Origin of the sequence: Methanohalophilus profundi (assembly GCF_004137855.1) — an archaeon.
Classification (GTDB): Archaea; Halobacteriota; Methanosarcinia; order Methanosarcinales; family Methanosarcinaceae; genus Methanohalophilus; species Methanohalophilus profundi.
Genome location: NZ_QBKB01000002.1, coordinates 1,788,275 through 1,806,225, shown reverse-complemented (window position 1 = coordinate 1,806,225; position 17,951 = coordinate 1,788,275). Strand labels below are relative to the sequence as shown.

Annotated in this window: 23 protein-coding genes and 1 pseudogene; 9 read left to right on the top strand and 15 right to left on the bottom strand. The window is 43.1% G+C overall.

The features are described 5' to 3' along the window. Positions 1-54: 54 nt before the first annotated feature. Together trxB and C9889_RS09850 are read right to left on the bottom strand one after the other, a co-directional pair. Positions 55-957, bottom strand: coding sequence for a thioredoxin-disulfide reductase (gene trxB, locus C9889_RS09855; RefSeq protein WP_129599265.1), 903 nt, complete (start codon positions 955-957; stop codon positions 55-57). Between the two features lie 21 nt (positions 958-978). Continuing rightward, positions 979-1,221 (bottom strand): thioredoxin family protein, encoded by a 243-nt coding sequence (locus C9889_RS09850; RefSeq protein ID WP_072359782.1) that lies wholly within the window; start codon positions 1,219-1,221, stop codon positions 979-981. 240 nt (positions 1,222-1,461) lie between these two features. On the opposite strand from C9889_RS09850, the gene C9889_RS09845 reads away from it, so the two are divergent. Genes C9889_RS09845 through trpA form a run of 3 tightly spaced genes read left to right on the top strand, consistent with a single transcriptional unit; the run spans position 1,462 to position 4,207 of the window. Then, on the top strand, positions 1,462-2,262 hold the full coding sequence (locus C9889_RS09845; protein ID WP_129599262.1) for an indole-3-glycerol-phosphate synthase: 801 nt from the start codon (positions 1,462-1,464) through the stop codon (positions 2,260-2,262). Beyond that, a complete protein-coding gene (trpB, locus tag C9889_RS09840; RefSeq protein ID WP_129599259.1) occupies positions 2,259-3,431 on the top strand; it encodes a tryptophan synthase subunit beta in 1,173 nt (390 codons plus the stop codon). The genes C9889_RS09845 and trpB overlap by 4 nt, the downstream gene beginning before the upstream one ends. Positions 3,432-3,433: 2 nt before the next feature. Further along, a complete protein-coding gene (gene trpA / locus C9889_RS09835; RefSeq protein ID WP_129599256.1) occupies positions 3,434-4,207 on the top strand; it encodes a tryptophan synthase subunit alpha in 774 nt (257 codons plus the stop codon). Between the two features lie 4 nt (positions 4,208-4,211). Here trpA and ftsY read toward each other — a convergent pair whose 3' ends face one another. The 10 genes from ftsY to C9889_RS09785 form a co-directional block, all read right to left on the bottom strand. Beyond that, complete coding sequence (gene ftsY / locus C9889_RS09830; protein WP_129599253.1) at positions 4,212-5,264, bottom strand: signal recognition particle-docking protein FtsY; 1,053 nt, start codon at positions 5,262-5,264, stop codon at positions 4,212-4,214. A gap of 18 nt (positions 5,265-5,282) precedes the next feature. After that, positions 5,283-5,702, bottom strand: coding sequence for a prefoldin subunit alpha (pfdA, locus tag C9889_RS09825; protein WP_072359798.1), 420 nt, complete (start codon positions 5,700-5,702; stop codon positions 5,283-5,285). A 4-nt stretch (positions 5,703-5,706) separates the two neighbouring features. Beyond that, positions 5,707-5,883, bottom strand: a complete 177-nt coding sequence (gene rpl18a, locus C9889_RS09820) for a 50S ribosomal protein L18Ae (protein WP_013037654.1) — start codon at positions 5,881-5,883, stop codon at positions 5,707-5,709. A gap of 25 nt (positions 5,884-5,908) precedes the next feature. Next, complete coding sequence (locus tag C9889_RS09815; protein WP_129599251.1) at positions 5,909-6,559, bottom strand: translation initiation factor IF-6; 651 nt, start codon at positions 6,557-6,559, stop codon at positions 5,909-5,911. A 37-nt stretch (positions 6,560-6,596) separates the two neighbouring features. Continuing rightward, positions 6,597-6,863: a 50S ribosomal protein L31e gene (locus C9889_RS09810; RefSeq protein ID WP_072360280.1), complete on the bottom strand. Its 267-nt coding sequence runs from the start codon at positions 6,861-6,863 to the stop codon at positions 6,597-6,599. Between the two features lie 10 nt (positions 6,864-6,873). After that, positions 6,874-7,029, bottom strand: a complete 156-nt coding sequence (locus C9889_RS09805) for a 50S ribosomal protein L39e (RefSeq protein WP_048902271.1) — start codon at positions 7,027-7,029, stop codon at positions 6,874-6,876. 64 nt (positions 7,030-7,093) lie between these two features. Further along, positions 7,094-7,705, bottom strand: coding sequence for a DUF7411 family protein (locus C9889_RS09800; RefSeq protein ID WP_129599248.1), 612 nt, complete (start codon positions 7,703-7,705; stop codon positions 7,094-7,096). Between the two features lie 6 nt (positions 7,706-7,711). Further along, the gene (locus C9889_RS09795) at positions 7,712-8,062 is read right to left on the bottom strand and encodes a DNA-binding protein (RefSeq protein ID WP_072359804.1); all 351 of its coding nucleotides are present in this window, start codon (positions 8,060-8,062) and stop codon (positions 7,712-7,714) included. 61 nt (positions 8,063-8,123) lie between these two features. Then, positions 8,124-8,573 (bottom strand): 30S ribosomal protein S19e, encoded by a 450-nt coding sequence (locus tag C9889_RS09790; RefSeq protein WP_129599245.1) that lies wholly within the window; start codon positions 8,571-8,573, stop codon positions 8,124-8,126. A gap of 147 nt (positions 8,574-8,720) precedes the next feature. Further along, the gene (locus C9889_RS09785; protein ID WP_129599558.1) at positions 8,721-9,992 is read right to left on the bottom strand and encodes an adenylosuccinate synthase; all 1,272 of its coding nucleotides are present in this window, start codon (positions 9,990-9,992) and stop codon (positions 8,721-8,723) included. 137 nt (positions 9,993-10,129) lie between these two features. On the opposite strand from C9889_RS09785, the gene C9889_RS09780 reads away from it, so the two are divergent. The 4 genes from C9889_RS09780 (at position 10,130) to dapB (ending at position 12,402) form a co-directional block, all read left to right on the top strand. Further along, positions 10,130-10,423: a hypothetical protein gene (locus tag C9889_RS09780; protein WP_129599242.1), complete on the top strand. Its 294-nt coding sequence runs from the start codon at positions 10,130-10,132 to the stop codon at positions 10,421-10,423. Between the two features lie 101 nt (positions 10,424-10,524). Then, positions 10,525-10,719 carry a 30S ribosomal protein S17e gene (locus C9889_RS09775; protein WP_072561761.1) on the top strand — a complete coding sequence of 65 codons (195 nt, stop codon included), beginning with the start codon at positions 10,525-10,527 and terminating at the stop codon, positions 10,717-10,719. Between the two features lie 19 nt (positions 10,720-10,738). Beyond that, positions 10,739-11,614 (top strand): 4-hydroxy-tetrahydrodipicolinate synthase, encoded by an 876-nt coding sequence (dapA, locus tag C9889_RS09770; RefSeq protein WP_129599239.1) that lies wholly within the window; start codon positions 10,739-10,741, stop codon positions 11,612-11,614. Further along, complete coding sequence (gene dapB, locus C9889_RS09765) at positions 11,611-12,402, top strand: 4-hydroxy-tetrahydrodipicolinate reductase (protein ID WP_129599237.1); 792 nt, start codon at positions 11,611-11,613, stop codon at positions 12,400-12,402. Before dapA ends, dapB begins: the two co-directional genes overlap by 4 nt. A 1-nt stretch (position 12,403) precedes the next feature. Here the strand turns inward: dapB and pyrI are convergent, their stop codons facing one another. Next, positions 12,404-12,877: an aspartate carbamoyltransferase regulatory subunit gene (pyrI, locus tag C9889_RS09760; RefSeq protein ID WP_072359814.1), complete on the bottom strand. Its 474-nt coding sequence runs from the start codon at positions 12,875-12,877 to the stop codon at positions 12,404-12,406. Next, positions 12,874-13,801: pseudogene (gene pyrB / locus C9889_RS09755) on the bottom strand (aspartate carbamoyltransferase). Before pyrB ends, pyrI begins: the two are co-directional and overlap by 4 nt. 280 nt (positions 13,802-14,081) lie before the next feature. Between pyrB and hxlA the strand changes: the two are divergent. Both hxlA and C9889_RS09745 read left to right on the top strand, forming a co-directional pair. Then, positions 14,082-15,419, top strand: coding sequence for a 3-hexulose-6-phosphate synthase (gene hxlA, locus C9889_RS09750; protein ID WP_129599235.1), 1,338 nt, complete (start codon positions 14,082-14,084; stop codon positions 15,417-15,419). Continuing rightward, the gene (locus tag C9889_RS09745) at positions 15,361-16,128 is read left to right on the top strand and encodes an A24 family peptidase C-terminal domain-containing protein (RefSeq protein WP_129599233.1); all 768 of its coding nucleotides are present in this window, start codon (positions 15,361-15,363) and stop codon (positions 16,126-16,128) included. Before hxlA ends, C9889_RS09745 begins: the two co-directional genes overlap by 59 nt. Positions 16,129-16,139: 11 nt before the next feature. Here the strand turns inward: C9889_RS09745 and recQ are convergent, their stop codons facing one another. Further along, complete coding sequence (gene recQ, locus C9889_RS09740; RefSeq protein WP_129599230.1) at positions 16,140-17,939, bottom strand: DNA helicase RecQ; 1,800 nt, start codon at positions 17,937-17,939, stop codon at positions 16,140-16,142. Between the last annotated feature and the right edge of the window lie 12 nt (positions 17,940-17,951).

Here is a 17,951-nt window from a genome sequence, read left to right as displayed (position 1 = left end):
CTAATAGACTTCAAAAAATATAATACTTATCGAAAAGCAAAGAAAAACATCTCTTTAAATGCCTTCGATGTACTTAAAAGCAGAATAAGCCGCAATGGCCCCGTCTGAGGCTGCAGTGATTACCTGGTAAAGGGGAGATTGCCTGCAATCACCGGCGGCAAATATGCCCCTGACAGATGTTGCCATCGATTCATCAGTGATTATGAAATCTTTATCGTCCTTTTTAACATTAATAAAACCGGTGTTGGGATTCAGGCCTATATAGATAAAAACACCGTTTACAGGAAGTTTTTTTGTTTCTTCAGTAATTACATTATGTACCTGCAGGGATTCAACAATATCTTTTCCTTCTATTGCATCCACAACATTATCCCAAATAAATTCAATATTTGGACGGTCAAATGCCCTGTCCTGAAGGATTTGGGATGCTCTCAATTTATCGCGGCGATGGACTACGTACACTTTTGAAGCAATATCTGAAAGGAATATAGCATCTGTAACAGCCGATTCCCCGCCACCGATCACTGCTACTTCTTTGCCTGAGAAAAAGGGACCGTCACAGGTGGCACAGTAAGAAACACCCCTGCCCAGGAAATCCTTTTCACCCGGTACATCCAGTTCCCGGGGAGAAGAACCCGTTGCAACAATGAGGGATTTACTTTTTAGTTCTTCCTCACTGGAAGAAACAATAAAGTGATCACCTTCTTCAGTCACGGAGTTGAGTTCCATGACTTTAAAGGTGACCCCGGCCTGTTCTGCATGGTCAAGGAACTTTTCCATCAGTTCCATTCCACCGATCGAGGGAAAACCTGTATAGTTCTCGACCGTTTTTGCAGTGCTTATCAGGCCACTCATGCTGTCCTTATCAACAAGCAGAGTATTTAATCCATACCTGACTGCATAGATTGCAGCAGTGACTCCTGCGGGCCCAGCACCCAGAATTATTAAATCATACATCAATATCCCGACGTTTAAAGATTACTTGATGCTTTCAAGAGCTTCATCTTTGGAAGGAATACCTATAAAAGCCACCTCTCCATCGATCACAGTCGTTGGCACAGCCATCACGGAATATTCCTGAGCTATTTTTTGCCCCTCTTCAGATTCCACGTCAACCTCTTCATATTCAAAATCATGTTCCTCTTTGAGGTCTCTCCAGATCTTTTCAGCCTTTGGACAATTGTGACACCAGCTTGCATATAATAGAATTACTTTTGGCATATAATCCCCCTTAATTTATTCACTAATTAAGGTTGGTTTCAGAATATATCAATTTAATTGAGAATTGAATTTTCAGATATCAAGGAAGAGTTATAAGAGCTGACTATCTCCATAATAGCACGGAATTCTATTTCAAATCAAAGAAGACACTGGCAATGATAGATCGTATGCCCTGACAATAAATTTAAATGTGATGACACTAATGCACATACAAATACATTAAAGTACATAGGTGTCCAGATGCATCCGAAGATCGAACAAATAATCCAGAAATCAAAAGAAAGGGCAGACGCACTTTCTGAAAGTAACACATACACCAGACATAATGATAGGAGGGATATTTTCGAATCCATCGGATTTGCCTGTAACAGAGGACACATACCAATAATTGCCGAAGTAAAACCTGCCTCACCAACAGGAAAATTTGCTGATGTAAACCCGGAAATTGCCTCACAAATTGCCTGTGACATGGAAAATGCAGGAGCTGTGGCCTTATCTGTCCTTACGGAACCCTGTTACTTTGAGGGAAGTATAGAAAACCTTGAAAGTGTAAGGAAACATACTTCCATACCCGTTTTGCGCAAAGATTTTATTGTGGACAAAAATCAGATGCATGAAGCCAACAGTGATGTTATATTGCTGATTGCAGGGGTACTGGGTAAAAGGCTACCGGAATTCATAGAAATCGCTCGAAGAAGGAACATCGAGCCTCTTGTAGAAGTACACAATAAAAATGAGCTTGAATATGCACTTGAATGTGACACAATCCTCATAGGGATAAATAACCGCAGTTTTGAAACCCTTGAAATCGATCTGGAAACAGCTGAAAAGCTCATCCCTCTTGTGAAAGAACATGATCGTAAATACAACCAGAAACACCTGATAATAGGGGAAAGTGGAGTCAAGAGCACAGATGATGCGGTAAGGATGATCAAGGCAGGTGCTGACGCTTTACTTGTTGGAACCTACCTTATGGAAGGCAATCTTAAAGAAAAAATGGAAAAACTTATTGAAGCAAATAAGAAGCAGGAGATAGTATGAACCATTATTATGGAGACTACGGTGGACAATACGTACCGGAAATATTGATGCCGCCACTTCAAGAACTTGAAGAAGCGTATGAACAATACAAGGCAGACCCGGAGTTTACCTCCCAGCTTAATGACTACCTTGAAAATTATGCCGGAAGAAGTACGCCTCTATATTATGCAAAAAACATGAGTGCTAAATACGGCATAAAAATCTACCTCAAGCGGGAAGATCTCGTACATGGGGGAGCACACAAACTCAACAATACCCTGGGGCAGGCTCTTCTTGCAAAATTCATGGGCAAAAAAAGGTTAATCGCAGAGACAGGAGCCGGCCAGCACGGCACCGCAACTGCCATGGTGGGAGCAAAACTGGGATTTGAAACCATGGTATACATGGGATCAAAAGATGTAAAGAGACAGCTCCCAAATGTCTACCGTATGAAACTGATGGGTACCGAGGTAGTATCAGTTGATACCGGTTCAAAGACAATGAAAGATGCAATAAATGAAGCATTGAGGGACTGGGTAACAAATGTCAGTGATACACACTACCTCATTGGATCGGTAGTCGGCCCATACCCCTTCCCGAAGATTGTGAGGGATTTCCAGAGTGTTATCGGCAGGGAAGTAAAGGAACAGGTAATGAAAATTGAGGGAAGATACCCGGATTCTATCGTGGCCTGTGCAGGTGGCGGAAGTAATGCAATGGGTATTTTTTACCCCTTCCTGGATGATGAAGTGAATCTCTTTGCAGTAGAAGCAGGCGGTGAAAAACTCAGGGAAGACGATAAAATCGCCTATCATTCAGCATCCCTAGCAACAGGGGAGGAAGGTATCCTGCATGGTGCCAGAACTAAGGTCCTGCAGAACAGGGACGGGCAGATACTGGAATCCACATCAGTAGCAGCCGGCCTTGATTATGCCGGCGTGGGACCCGAACTTGCCCGGCTCTCAGAAACAGGCCGTGTTAAACCCTGTTACATAACCGATATGGAAGCCCTTGAGGCATTCCATGAGCTTAGCAGACTGGAAGGAATAATCCCTGCACTGGAATCTTCACATGCCATTGCATATGTAATGAAAATGGCAGATAGTGGCATACTGGGTGATACAGTCGTCATCAATCTCTCCGGGAGAGGCGATAAAGATCTCCAGACTATTATGGATATGGAGGATTGAATATGCGCATCAGCCAAAAATTTGAAGAACTTAAGGACAAAAATGAAAAAGCACTGATCGCCTATGTCTGTGCAGGGGACCCCGATCCGGAAACCACACCTTCTATTGTAAATGCACTTGTTGAAGCCGGCGCGGATATAATAGAACTGGGCCTGCCTTTCTCCGATCCTGTAGCAGACGGGCCAACCATACAGGCCGCAACCTGCCGTGCCATTGAGGCGGGCATGAACACAGAGCGCTATTTTGAGATGATAAAAGACCTGAAAGTAAATGTGCCCCTCATCTGTATGACCTATTACAACCTCATATATCGCCAGGGTAGCAAGAATTTCGTGAAGAAGTGTGCTGAGGCGGGAATTTCGGGGTTGATAATACCCGATCTGCCATTGCATGAAGCAGATGAACTGATAGAGATCTGCAAAGAGGAAGGAATAGATAATATATTCCTTGTCGCACCAAATACAAGCGATCAGAGACTGGATGCAATTAGCAGCAAAAGTTCGGGTTTTATTTATGTAGTATCCAAACTCGGGGTTACCGGAGAAGGAAAAAATATCTCTTCCAATGTAGCAGGCCTTCTGGATAAAATCAATTCAAACCTCCCAAAAGCCGTAGGTTTTGGAATATCAAACAGAAAACATGTAGAAGAAATGGTCGCTGCAGGAGCTGATGCTGTAATCGTGGGTTCTGCCTTTGTAAATATAATAGCCAGCAAAGACAATGTAATATCCCGCTTAAAAGAAATAACAAAGGATTTGAAAGAAGGGTGCAGATAAGATTTTAACTGAAAATCTGGTCAACAAACCAGCGAGGATCGAATTTTTTCAGGTCCTCATATTCCTGCCCCAGACCGAGGAAAACAATGGGTTTACCTGTTATGTATGCAATGGAAATTGCAGCCCCGCCTTTTGAATCGGCATCTGTTTTATTAAGAATGGAACCGTCAACTGGCACTGCCTCATTGAACTGTTCGGCCCTTTCGACAGCATCATTTCCTGCAACCGCCTCGTCTACAAAAAACACAAGATCCGGAGCACTTACACGGCATATCTTCTGGAGCTGTGCCATCAGATTTACATTGGTATGCATCCTGCCGGCAGTATCAGACAAAACCACATCACTATCATGGGCTTTTGCATACTGTACGGCATCATAAACAACAGCTGCAGGATCGCCTCCTTCCTGATGTTTAATCAGTTTTACACCGATACGCTCAGCATGTACAGCGATCTGGTCAATCGCCCCTGCACGGAATGTATCCCCTGCTGCAATTACGACAGACTTATTCATGGCTTTAAGGCGATGAGCAATCTTGGCAATAGAAGTCGTCTTCCCTGTTCCGTTAATACCAACAAAAACAATATTTACAGGTTTCTCATGACTATCAATGAATTCATCAAAATCGAATACATTAGCAGACATGACATCATTGATCGACTTTTTCAATGCATCTTCTACGATCTTGCTGGTGTTGCTACCTATCTTCTTACGGCTGCCTACAAGTTCTTGTTTTACATCATTAACAATCTTTTCAGAAACCGAAATTGCAATATCACTTTCCAGAAGAGACATCTCCAATTCCCAGAGGATATCTTCGACGTCAGCTTCATCCAGGATAAACTCCCGTTCGAAAACCAAAGCTTTGGCTTTATGTGTAAACCCTGTTTTATTTTCAGCCTTAGTTCCAACATCCTCTTTTTCCTGAAACCTAATACTTTCTGCAGTTTCAGGCTCAGTAGCGGATGATTCTTCCACAGGTGTGGCTTTATCTTCAATTTTGGAACTGAAATTTTGCTTAAATCCTGAAAGTTTGTTCTTAAGCTTATTAAACAAGGTTATGCCCCATAAAAATTATTGCTGTGGCTGCTGTTGTTTTGCCATAGACTCTATGGACTGGATGCGCTGATTGATCTGTTCAAGGTTCTGGTTCATCTGTTCCAGTACCTTCTGCAAATCTTCTTTGCGCTTATTAAGAGTGACTATGGCTCCATCAACATCCTTTTCGACACTAATCCCTGCACCGACCTCAACAACAACTTTGTTGTCATTGGCTATATGTGCATTTACAAAAGAACCTGCACCTATAGGAACAAGAGTATCGGGATTTTTGGAAAATGATTGGAGATCCTCAAGAGTCGTTATTGCCCGCCCACAGTCATCAATGGACATCTGCAACATATTTGTCTGCTGCTGTATGGTCTGGGCACGTTTCTGGAGCTCCCTGTGCTGAAGGGCCAGGTTCTGGATATTCTGCTGACCTTCTTCTGCCATATAATCATGCCTCTTCGACACTGTCTATCTTAATCAAGTAGCGTTTGATACCGTTCTTGCTTCCAAAAAGGGAATAAACTTTCTCAACTGCGTTCTTTTCATTCTGGCTTTCCACATTTTTTGTGAATTTTTCCCAGATATGACCCGCTTTGAATGTGCCTTTTACAACAAAGTCGCTCATAAAATCACCCGCATAATATGTTAAATCAATCAAACATCAATGCATCTTCAATTCTTCCAAGTTCATGACCTGTGGTTTCCGAACCTGCAACATATCCAGAAGAATTAGCAAGCACACCGGAACCTACTACCTGGGATCCATAATTTACAGTACCTATTTCCACATTAAGTCCAAAAAGGTCCTCAAGAATGGAAACTTCTTCCTGTTTTATCATTGGATGGGCAAGCAATCCATGATTGGTAACCACACCCGCCATTCCCACAGTTTTGATACCGGCAATCGTGCCTCTTCTGACATCAACTGAAAGAGTCTTTCCAATTATTTCAATTGCTTTGTCAGAGATATCCGGATGGACAAGAGCTGCTGAATCATTGGCAAGCACTATGTTTCCTATTGCCGATAGATTATCTGGAACCTCTGCTACCGGAAGGTCTATTTTTTTAGGGAGGGGGCTTGAGCCTCTCGGCACAAGGAATCCTGAGGAATTCCCTTTTGAAAGGGAACCCACGACTACACTCCCATTTACAAGAGTGGAAACTACTTCCACATCAAGTATCTCTTCCAGCATGCCAGATGTCTTATCGTTCGTACCCGGAGGCACAAGGGCGAAATCCTCTGTACAGGTTGCAAATACCCCTATTACGGGATTTTCATATATGTTTAGGGTTCGGATCATAAATTATTTCGAACTTGGAATTGTATCGGCATTCAAATTATGCCAATTCTGCCTGAACCTCACCATCATCGAACATTGCTGCCCGTACCCGGATTGAGGAAGGTGGCTTCTCGGCTCCGCGATTCCAGACCAATTCATTGATACTGCTATCAATTTTGACCTGTTCAGGAGACGCCCTCATGTGCCTGACCAGATATTTCTTTACCAGGGTCATCGCACGAGTTGTACGTTTCCATTTAGGAGCCAGTTTTGCATCCCTGAGCGGGATGGTATAAACCTGTTCTTTTACTATATCATCTGCCATTGCCATCACCTCATTTCACTTTAAGGCTGTTCCTTCTCCAGTGCCTTCTCTTGGGATGACTGACAACCTTTCTGTTTGACTTGATAATTGCCCATGTAGGAACCCTCTGGTTCTGGACGTGGGCCTTTGCCAATCTCATTTTCTGTCCTTTCGTGTTATGGCTCACTTGTCTCACCTGATCCACGTTGCTCTCAAATTTACATTTATAAATCAATTAATGATATAAAATTTTAATTGGTAGTCTTTTCCTTAATTTTCCTCAGCACTCTCGATTGAACATGTTCGGGAAATATGGAAAGGACCTTTTTATCATCGTATTCCTGTCGAATCAGATACCTTAATTCGGTTTCATAATCCGCCTTGGAAATTCTGTCGCTCAATCCTTCTTCAACTTCAAGATGCTCACAAACCATTAAATCAACCGCAGCACGGCCAAACCCTTGCAGAGGGGACGCACAATGCACCCCATATCGATCCTCAATGCTGCGTAGTCTGGATATATCCATCCTGGGCACCCGGTCATCACGTCTTATCCCATCAACGATCATATCAACACTACCACATGCCGCTATTTTTTCGAGGGCATGTGAGTGAATGTGATTAATCGCATTTTTTGGGAAATTGTCTTCAACTGCCATTTCAAGGGCTTCATCCAAAACTGAACGCTCAAGTTCTACAACCGAATGAGCAAAACCCAATTCATCAGCCACTTTACGTGCAATATTTCCCACATCGACGAGGGAAAAAGTGCACGTTACAAGTTCAACGTCAAAATATGGATCCAGTAAAATGGCGGACAGGGCACTGTCCTTCCCGCCACTGAACATCACCCTTGCTTTCATATCCGATTACAGTCTTGTGATCTTGGGGTCATGTTTTTTGGGTTGCATCCGGGTAAGCAAGGCTTTCATTTTCTCATCATCAATGGTGGATTGCAACCGCCCGCTCTGAGCTAGTCCCACAATCTGCGATTCGACCTGTTCTGCCAGTTCTTTGCGAGACATTTTCAACCTTGTAAGGCGCTCCCTTGCTTCGGGTGTCGTGACCTGGCGAAGGACAGCATGGATCTTTGCTTCCCTTTCTGCCTGTGCTTGTTCCTGCTGGTATGCAGCCTGTGGATTGTTTTCTTGCTGGGAGGCTTGCTGCCTCTGCATTTCTTCAAGCCTTTTCCTGCGGATTGCTTCGAGATCATCTGCCATGGTATAAAACCCCTTTTAAGGAAGAATTGGATTTATTAGCCAACCCGGATTATAATTACATTTAATACTTTTGCATCTCGGGAATTTCAGAAACCAGTTCTTTCTTGATTTCATTAGCTGTATTGTCAAGCAAAGACTTTCCTGCTGGAGATGCAACCCTACCTGCCTTCTGTTTCTTTACAAAACCGGCATCTTCAAGCTGCTGGGCTATTGTACGGGCAACTGCACCGCTACCCTTTGCCTTCTTAGCAGGAGTAACACGCTTTGCTTTCTTTCCTCCGTATATGGAACGAAGCCTCTGTACACCTACCGGACCGTCAGTATATATCCTTCTGAGGACCGCAGCACAGCGAGTATACCACCAGTCGTCTTCCACTGGAGGAAGTTGTCTGTGTGCACCGGTCTTCACATAGGCTGCCCATTCCGGAGGTTGGATTTTCTCATTTTCTTTAAGTTTCTCTGCTGTCTTTTTGATAATATCATTAGCAGGGACATCATATGCTGTAGTCATTCTATCCTCCTTCAAATAAAGATAGCATCAGGCATAACGTTTACGACTGACATTCAATGTGAAACGCGTCTGTATATGCACTGGAATAAGACTCTTAAATCTATCGGTTCATATATATGGTTTTTGGATCGAAAACGTTGCAAACCTTCATTTCATGAACGTTTGTTCCCTTCCTGGCCCCACAGAGATATATTTGACAGGAATTCCCATCAATTTTTCAAGCCGTTCGACATATTCCCGGGCTTTGGGGGGCAGGTCCTCGTAACCAGATACAGAAGTCAAATCTGTATCCCAGCCTTCCATATCTTCATAAACAGGCACACATCTTGCAAGTTGCGAAGTATCTTCCGGCGGATAATTAATCACTTTTCCATCCAATTCATAACCCACACATATTTTAATGGGGTCCAGACCTGTCAGTACATCTAATTTTGTAAGAGCTACGCAAGTATAACCATTAAGGTAGACTGACTTTTTGGCAAGAGGCATGTCAAACCACCCACAACGCCTTGACCTGCCTGTAGTGGTACCAAATTCACGGCCTACGTCATGCAGGTGCTGGCCTGCGTCACCTTCCTGTTCAGTAGGTAGTGGACCTGCCCCCACACGCGTAATATAAGATTTAACGATGGCAAGTACTTCATTCACACGAGTCGGGCCGACACCAAGATTGGCACATGCTGAACCCGCAATGGTACTTGAAGAAGTTACAAATTTCTGAGTGCCATGAATTACATCCAGATGACTGCCCTGTGCCCCTTCAGCAAGTACACTTTTGCCTTCATCAAGAGCATTATTTATCTCATAGGAAACATCGGCAATATAAGGAGCAAGTTCCCTACCCAGGGATAAATACCTGTCCACAAGAGAACTTTCAGTTACAATGGAAGGGTCTCCACCCATTGCCTTAATTTCCTCTTCCTTCTGGGGAGCCAGATCAGAAAGACGTTGCATAAGGCGTTCCTCATTGATCAGGTCGGAAAAATGAACTTCATCCCTTGCAATCTTATCAATATAGGCAAATCCAATACCCCTTTTCGTAGTACCGATCTTTTCCGAGCGAGAAGCTTCCCTGAGACCATCGAGTTCTATATGATAGGGCATAATTATGCTTGTCTTGCCATCAATACCCAGTTTTTCAGCAGATACTTTTACACCGGCTTCTTCCAGCATACGTATCTCTTCTACCATAACTTCCGGATTCAGGACCGTACCCGGTCCAATGAGCACCCGGCTGTCAAGAAGAAAACCAGAGGGGATTAGATGTAATTTATAGATCTCATCCTTAACCTTGACTGTGTGACCTGCATTATCGCCGCCTTGAAACCTGGCAACAATGTCATAGTCACCTGCCATCAGGTCTACTACCTTGCCTTTGCCCTCATCACCGAATTGGGCACCGGTAATAATCGTGAACATGGTTGACAGGATTGTATTATATCCATAATAATGTTTTGTCTGGGAAGCCATGCCGTAGAAAGTATATAAATGCAGAACAAAAGCAAATCAATCCTTTTAAGAAGATTTATAATCAAAAAATTCAATCTAGGTACCACATGTATGTATATATTGCAATTGCAGCATATTTCGTGGTATTATTCCTGACATTGCGAGATATAAGAATCTATCGCCGCACTAGTTTCGAATCATATCGAAAAGGAGCTATGAAAGGAATTGCCGCATCCACAATCGTGCTTATAGGAGCTGTTATCACACCCCTAAATCCAAATATAGGGCTATTATTCGTGCTGATTGGCATGTTCCTGAATAAAAAAGGTGCGAGGGAAAAAGTGTTCAATGATGCAAATGCAACCGAAAGAATGCTGGGTGAAACCGACCTGCAGCAGTGAACTTATAACACACTACAATATCCAAAAGTTATAAATACCTAAAGCTGGTTCAAAAAAGAAGAATTAACAATACCCTATCCAACTATATGGAGTTATCAATTATGGGAAATATTAGACAAAACAATATTAAGAACATAACCTCACGTCTGCTTACCAACCATGGAAATGTATTCACATCTAATTTTGATGATAACAAGAGCCTTGTTACAAAATACACCACAATCGAAAGTAAAGTAATCAGAAACCGTGTTGCAGGCTACGTGACAAGAAAGATCAATCACAAGAGACACGAGTGAAACCGGAGCTGGTTTTTTTATGTTTGAAGGAGTTCTACCGGCTCTTATAACCCCATTCACAAAAGACAATACCATTGACATCAGTGGTCTTAAACAAAACATAAGATATGCTGAAGAAGGAGGTGTCAGCGGAGTTGTGGCTTGTGGAACAACAGGTGAATCCGCCACTCTTTCTACGGTTGAACACAAAAAAGTGATCAATACCGCGGTGGAATGTGCCAATGTGCCGGTGATTGCAGGTACCGGATCAAACAATACAGTTGAAGCCGTAGAACTTACAAAACATGCTGCTGATGCAGGGGCAGGGGGAGCACTCATCATATCCCCATACTACAATAAGCCCAATAATGCAGGACTGATCCGTCACTTCACTGCAGTAGCAGAAGCAGCAGACATTCCCATCATATTATACAATGTGCCTTCCAGAACAGGACAGGATATCCCACTGGAAGTAATTGTCGAGCTTGCCAAGATTGACAATATCGTTGCGATCAAAGAAGCAAGTGGAAGTATTCCCAAAATCTCAGAGATAATCGAAAACACAGTGGATGAAGATTTCAGCGTTATTTCCGGAGAGGATGGACTGACCTATCCTATTGTCGCCCTGGGCGGAGTAGGAGTAATTTCCGTTGTCGCAAATGTAGTTCCAAACATAATGTCCGAAATGGTAGAAGCCGCCCTTAAAGGCGACATGGCAGCTGCCAGGAAAAAGCATTATGAACTTGCACCCCTCACACGTGCCCTGTTCACTGAAACCAATCCTATACCTGTCAAACGTGCAATGGAAATGATAGGTATGCCAGCGGGTCCGCTGAGAGCACCACTGGCGCCTATCCTGCCAGAAAATGAAAAGATACTGGAAGAAGCATTAAGAGGAATCGGGTGTCTCAAATGATACGGGCAGGAGTAATCGGAGCATCCGGTAAAATGGGTGGCCTGATAATACAGAACATCGCCAGAAGCGAAGGTATTGAATTGTCCTCTGCATTTGACCTGAATAAGATCGGCGAAGATGCAGGAGATGTGGCAGGTGCAGGCAGCCTCGGCGTTTATATTGCCAGCGTAGAAGACCTTGGAGAAGTCCTCAAGGAAAGTAAAACCGATGTCTTGATTGATTTTACCATTGCAGCAGCAACTTCTTCCAACGCACCAATAGTCGCCGCAAGTGGTGTAAACCTTATTATCGGGACTACTGGTTTTAGCGAAGAACAAAAAGAAGCAATCGACGAGAGTATCCTTAAAAATGGTGTATCAGCCGTTATTGCTCCAAATTATGCGGTTGGCGTCAATGTATTTTTCAAGATTATCGAGGAAGCGGCCAAATATCTTACCGATTATGACATTGAAGTCATTGAAGCACACCATAACCGGAAACAGGATGCACCCAGTGGAACTGCAATGAGGGCTGCAGAGGTTATCGGTAAAGCTGTTGGGCGTGAAGAGTACATCTTTGGCCGCCAAGGCAACGCACCTCGTAAAAAAGAGATAGGTATTCATGCAATCCGTGGAGGAGATATTGCCGGTGACCACACGATCCTTTTTGCCGGAGAAGGTGAAAGGATTGAAATAAAACACCAGGCGCATTCTCGCGATGCATTCGCCGCAGGTGCTGTAAAAGCCGCAATTTGGTTAAAAGATAAAAAATCCGGCATCTATTCCATGGAAGATATTCTGGGACTATAAATTAAAGGAGATGATCTGCAATATTTTCACAGATCACCCTTTCACAATAGCCACAACGTAATTCGATTTTACCTTCCCCCGCATCCACATCAAATTTAGATTCTATGGGTTCATTACTGTTGGAAATGCAATTTGGATTGATACATTTTACAACACCTTCCACATGCGAGGGTATACCTACCTGATTCTTTTCCTGCACATCATAATCCCGGATTATATTGATAGTAGCACCAGGAGAAATGAGAGATATTTTATCCACCTCACTACTCACAAGTTCACGCCCTTCTATCTTGACCACATCCTTCTTTCCATATGAACTGGGGGCATTAATCAGGATACTGACAATTCCCCAGGAAGTGCCGGTTATACCCAGAATCTTGAGAACATTGAGAGCCTGACCGGCTGTAATATGGTCAATTACTGTGCCTGAACATATGGGTTGTACACGAATTTCTTTTTTCACTATCTCACTCATTCAAACACCCCCATAACAAGACAAAGCAAAGCCATTCTTATTGGAACACCATAAAAAGATTGATCGAAGTAGGAAGCATGGGGTGTTTCATCAACTTGGGGTGTGATTTCGTTTGTTCGGGGGAGAGGATGCATGATCCGCAGATTTTTCTTCGCATTTTTCAATACTTCAGGTGTAATCTGGAGGCGATTAGCGACTTTCTGATATTCTGCCGGATCAGGAAAACGTTCTTTCTGTATCCGTGTCATATAAAGCACCTCCACATCCTGTATGGCATCTTCAATGGAACTCTCCTCTATTACCTTGATATTTTTCTTTTTTCAGATCCTCGATGATCTCTGAAGGCATTGAAAGTTCTGGTGGGGACACAAGGGTTATCTCGGCACCATAAAGAGAAAGGGCATAACAAAGCGAATGTACAGTTCTGCCATATTTGAGATCTCCCACAAGAGCTACTTTTAAGCCTTCAAGATGGCTTTCACGCTTGATGGTATAAAGATCGAGAAACGTCTGTGTGGGATGATGACCAGCACCATCGCCTGCATTGAGTATAGGCACTGCAGAAAACTCAGAAGCCAGTCGTGCAGCACCTTCCATAGGGTGACGAAGGACAATGGCATTACTGTAACCGGCTACAATTCTTATGGTATCAGCAAGGGTTTCACCCTTTGCAACAGAACTTGCATCAACCGAGCCGAGACTTAACACTTCCCCCCCAAGTCGCATCATGGCGGCCTCAAAAGACATCCTTGTACGGGTACTGGGCTCAAAAAACAGAACACCAAGCACTTTGCCTTTTAAGAGGTCGGAACTTGACTTTGACCTGGCAATTGGTTCCATTTCTTCGGCGACCTCCAGAACATGGTCAATCATATCACGGGTGAATTCTTTCATAGAAATGATATGCATATGCTCAAATGACATCAAAATACAGCTCCTTCCAAATTAAAGAGTTAGGGATTATTTTCATAGTAATCAACCGCAGGCGTTTTTTTATTCCTATGCGATTATTTGCGGATAGCGTATAAACTTATTGCCAATTATCATGTTCTTTTCTAATTGACTCTTTCCGCGGACCTAATGATAGAGGGCCCAGGGCAGCATCAAAGACTAATCTGGAAAACTTTATAGTGATTCACTTCTATTCTCCAGCCTGGAGAAATCATTATCAATAATTCCAAATAAAAGTTAACAAGGTGATCCTATTAAAACTATAATCCAGCTTGCTCTTGATATACTGGAGATAGATAGAGCTGTGCAGATTGCTAAGGAAGCAGTCAAGGGAGATATCGACTGGATAGAAATCGGAACCCCCCTTATAAAAAGCGAGGGCATGGATGCTATTCGTACTCTCAGGAAAAACTTTCCCGGACACACCATCGTGGCAGATATGAAAATTGCAGATACCGGAAGCCTTGAAGTTGAAATGGCTGCAAAAGCCGGTGCAGATATTGTTATGGTTATGGCAACCGCCGATGACTCAACGATAAAAGATGCACTCCTAGCCGCACGAAAATATGGAGTTCGGCTCATGGCAGATCTAATTAGCACCCCAAAACCAGTTCAGAGGGCCCAAGAATTGGACAGGATAGGTGTGGACATCATCAATATCCACATGGGAATAGATCAGCAGATGACCGGGAAGACACCGGTAGATCTTGTGTTTGAGATTGCCTCCAAAATCAGGGCTGATATTGCTGTAGCAGGTGGACTGGATGAGCAAACTGCAGCCCGGTCTGTAGAAGCAGGTGCTGATATTGTCATTGTGGGTGGTAATATAATTCGCTCGGATAATGTAACAGAAGCTTCCAAAAAGATTCGCCGTAGTGTAGATAATCCACAATTAAATCAGGCAAAAAAACTCGATATGGACGAAGAAATACGCAAGTTGTTCATGGAAATTTCCACTCCTAATATTTCAGATGCCATGCACCGACAGGGTGCCATGAAAAACATCAAACCCATGCTAAATGATACCAAAATGGTAGGACCGGCTGTAACGGTGCAGACATTCGAGGGCGATTGGGCCAAAACAGTGGAAGCGATAGATGAAGCAAAAGAAGGTAATGTAATAGTAATTTATAACGGAAGTTCTCATATCGCACCCTGGGGCGGACTGGCAACACAAAGCAGTCTGAACCGTGGTATCGCAGGCATTGTGGTTGATGGAGCGGTAAGAGATATAGAAGAGATACGCAAAATCGGACTTCCGGTATTTGCCACTTCAAATGTACCAAATGCAGGTGATCCCAAAGGGTTTGGGGAAGTTAATGCGCTGATTAACTGTGGAGGGCAAAAGGTCAAACCCGGCGATTACATCATAGGTGATGATAACGGAGTTGTTGTAGTACCTGCAGAGAGAGCATACGAGATTGCAAGGCGAGCAAAGGAAGTACAAAAAACTGAAGAAAGATTATTTGATGAAATCCGTAGGGGAGGGACACTTTCTGAAATTCTTAAACTCAAAAAGTGGGAGAAGCAAAATGATAGTTATTGCCAAGATACTTCTATGCCTGGCATTTCTCTCCTATGCCTCCTATAGGGACATAAAGGAGCGCAGGGTAGGCAACAGGGTATGGGTAATTATGCTGGCAGCCTTTTCCCCATTTATAATTTATGAGCTTGCAACTTCATCCAGCCCGGTTACATATCTTATACAAATGGCCATCTCCTTTGGACTAATTTTTGTTTTTTCCTACGTCCTGTTCTATCTGGGAGCATTCGGAGGTGCAGACGCCAAATTGTTGATGGTAATGTCCATTGTGTTTCCTTTCTATCCGGCGTTTACTATGGGAGGAACCTATTTCCCGGTAGAAGGCGTTCCGATTATGAACTTTTTTACTTTTACAGTATTTGGTAATTCAATACTCCTGACAATAATCGTGCCCCTGGGGCTTTTTATCTATAACCTGAGCCAGCCTGATGTTAAAACTACCCTCAGAAAACCCTATTTTATGTTTATAGGCTACAGGGCACCAATAGGAAAACTTGAAAACAGGCATGTAAAACTTATGCAGCAGTACGAAAAAGATGAAAATGGCAACATTCGGACCTATTTCAGGAGAAGTGGCAAAGAAATAGACAGGGAAACCCTTGAGGAATTAAAAGCATATTCAAAGAAAGGAATTATCGACAATAAGGTATGGGTTACCCCTGGTTTGCCTTTTATAGTCCCGATCACCGCCGGATTTTTAACAGCTGTATTTTACGGTGACCTGATCTTTAAACTCACTTTATACTTCATGGCCTGAAAAACAAATATTCAACAAAAACTTTTGATCTCTGATAAAAATGCGTCACCATATTTTTCCATTTTACATTTCCCGACTCCTGTTATGGTGAGCATCTGGTTTGCAGTTTGGGGTTTGCTGGAGGCCATCTGCTTCAAACTGGTATCCGCAAAGACAAAGTAGGGTGGCACATTATCCCTTTTTGCAAATTGCAACCGGAGTCTGCGCAATTTTTCAAATAACTTCGAATATTCACAATCAACAGGAGATGACTTCGAAGAAACTTTGTTTTCTCCGGATGGTTTTTTCTTCGAATTTGTTGCAGCAGATAATTGAGGTATAATTATATTAGCACCATCATTGAGAGCCGCACGACTTTTCTTATTTAACTTTAATACCGGATATCTTCCACCTTTCACTTCCAGATATCCCAGGGAAGAAAGCCGATGAGAAAGGTCTTTCCAGTAATCTTGCGGATTGTGGGAACCAATTCCATGGCAATGGAGTCGATGGTGACCACACGACACAATTTTTTTAGCCTTTGAACCTGCAATTACCGATGCAACATGTGTTGCCCCGAATTTCTGGTTCAACTCCTTTATGCACTTAAAAATAATTAACGCATCTTCTGTAATATCCATCTGCTGTGGCGGGTTAAGGCAAACGTCACAATGGCCACAGTCTTTTTCGGTGGATTCTCCGAAGTATTCGAGTAAAATTTTCCTTCTACAGGTGACTGTTTCACAGTAATCCATCATGTGGCGTAACTTGGAAAAAGCAATTTCACGTTCTTTTTTAGAAGACATCTGTTCAATGAAATACTGCTGTTTATACCAATCTCCTCTTTTGAAAAAGAGGATACAATCACATGGTTTCCCGTCTCTGCCACCCCTGCCGGTTTGCTGATAGTAACTTTCCAGATCCGCAGGCAGGTCATAATGCATGACAAAACGTACATTGGACTTATCGATACCCATCCCAAATGCGACTGTTGCCACAACTACCTTTATAGTACCATTCAGGAACTTTTCCTGAGCACGGTGTCTCAGTTCATCTGACATCCCGGCATGATAGAATGACGCATTGATTCCTATTTTTTTCAGTCTGCCAGCAAGTCCTTCTACGGATTTTCGTGTCTGACAATAAATAATTCCACATGAATCGGGATGAGAGCGCAGGTATGATGTGATTTGTTGATCTACATTCTCCCCGGATTTAACCTCATAATAAAGGTTGGTCCGATTGAAACTTGCTACATACTTCTCAGAACTGACCATATTGAGTTGTTTTGTTATATCACGGGCAACTGCAGGGGTAGCAGTAGCTGTAAGTGCTATTAGAGGAACACCTGAAAAACCGGAGCGCAGGGCACCCAATTTCCTGTATTCGGGTCTGAAATCATGTCCCCACTGGGATATACAATGTGCTTCATCAACGGCAAAAAGGTTGACATTTGCTTTTGCAAGCAATTTAAGAGTAGACGGCATAGCCAGCCTTTCGGGGGCCACATAGAGAAGATCGAGTTGCCCCCTTATCAGAGAATCCTTAACATGGTTCATTTCGGAATTATCAAGTGTACTGTTCATATAGGCAGCGGCAATGCCACGTGAAAGCAACCTGTCAACCTGATCTTTCATAAGGGATATCAAGGGGGACACAACGACAGTAACACCCTCCATAAGCAGGGAAGGCAACTGGTAGCACAAAGATTTCCCACCCCCGGTTGGCATCAATACAAATACATCTTTTTTATCCAGCACATCCTGAATAATATTTTCCTGAAGGGGTCGAAATTTTTCATAACCGAAATAGTCATAGAGGGTTTGCCGCATGCTACATAGATG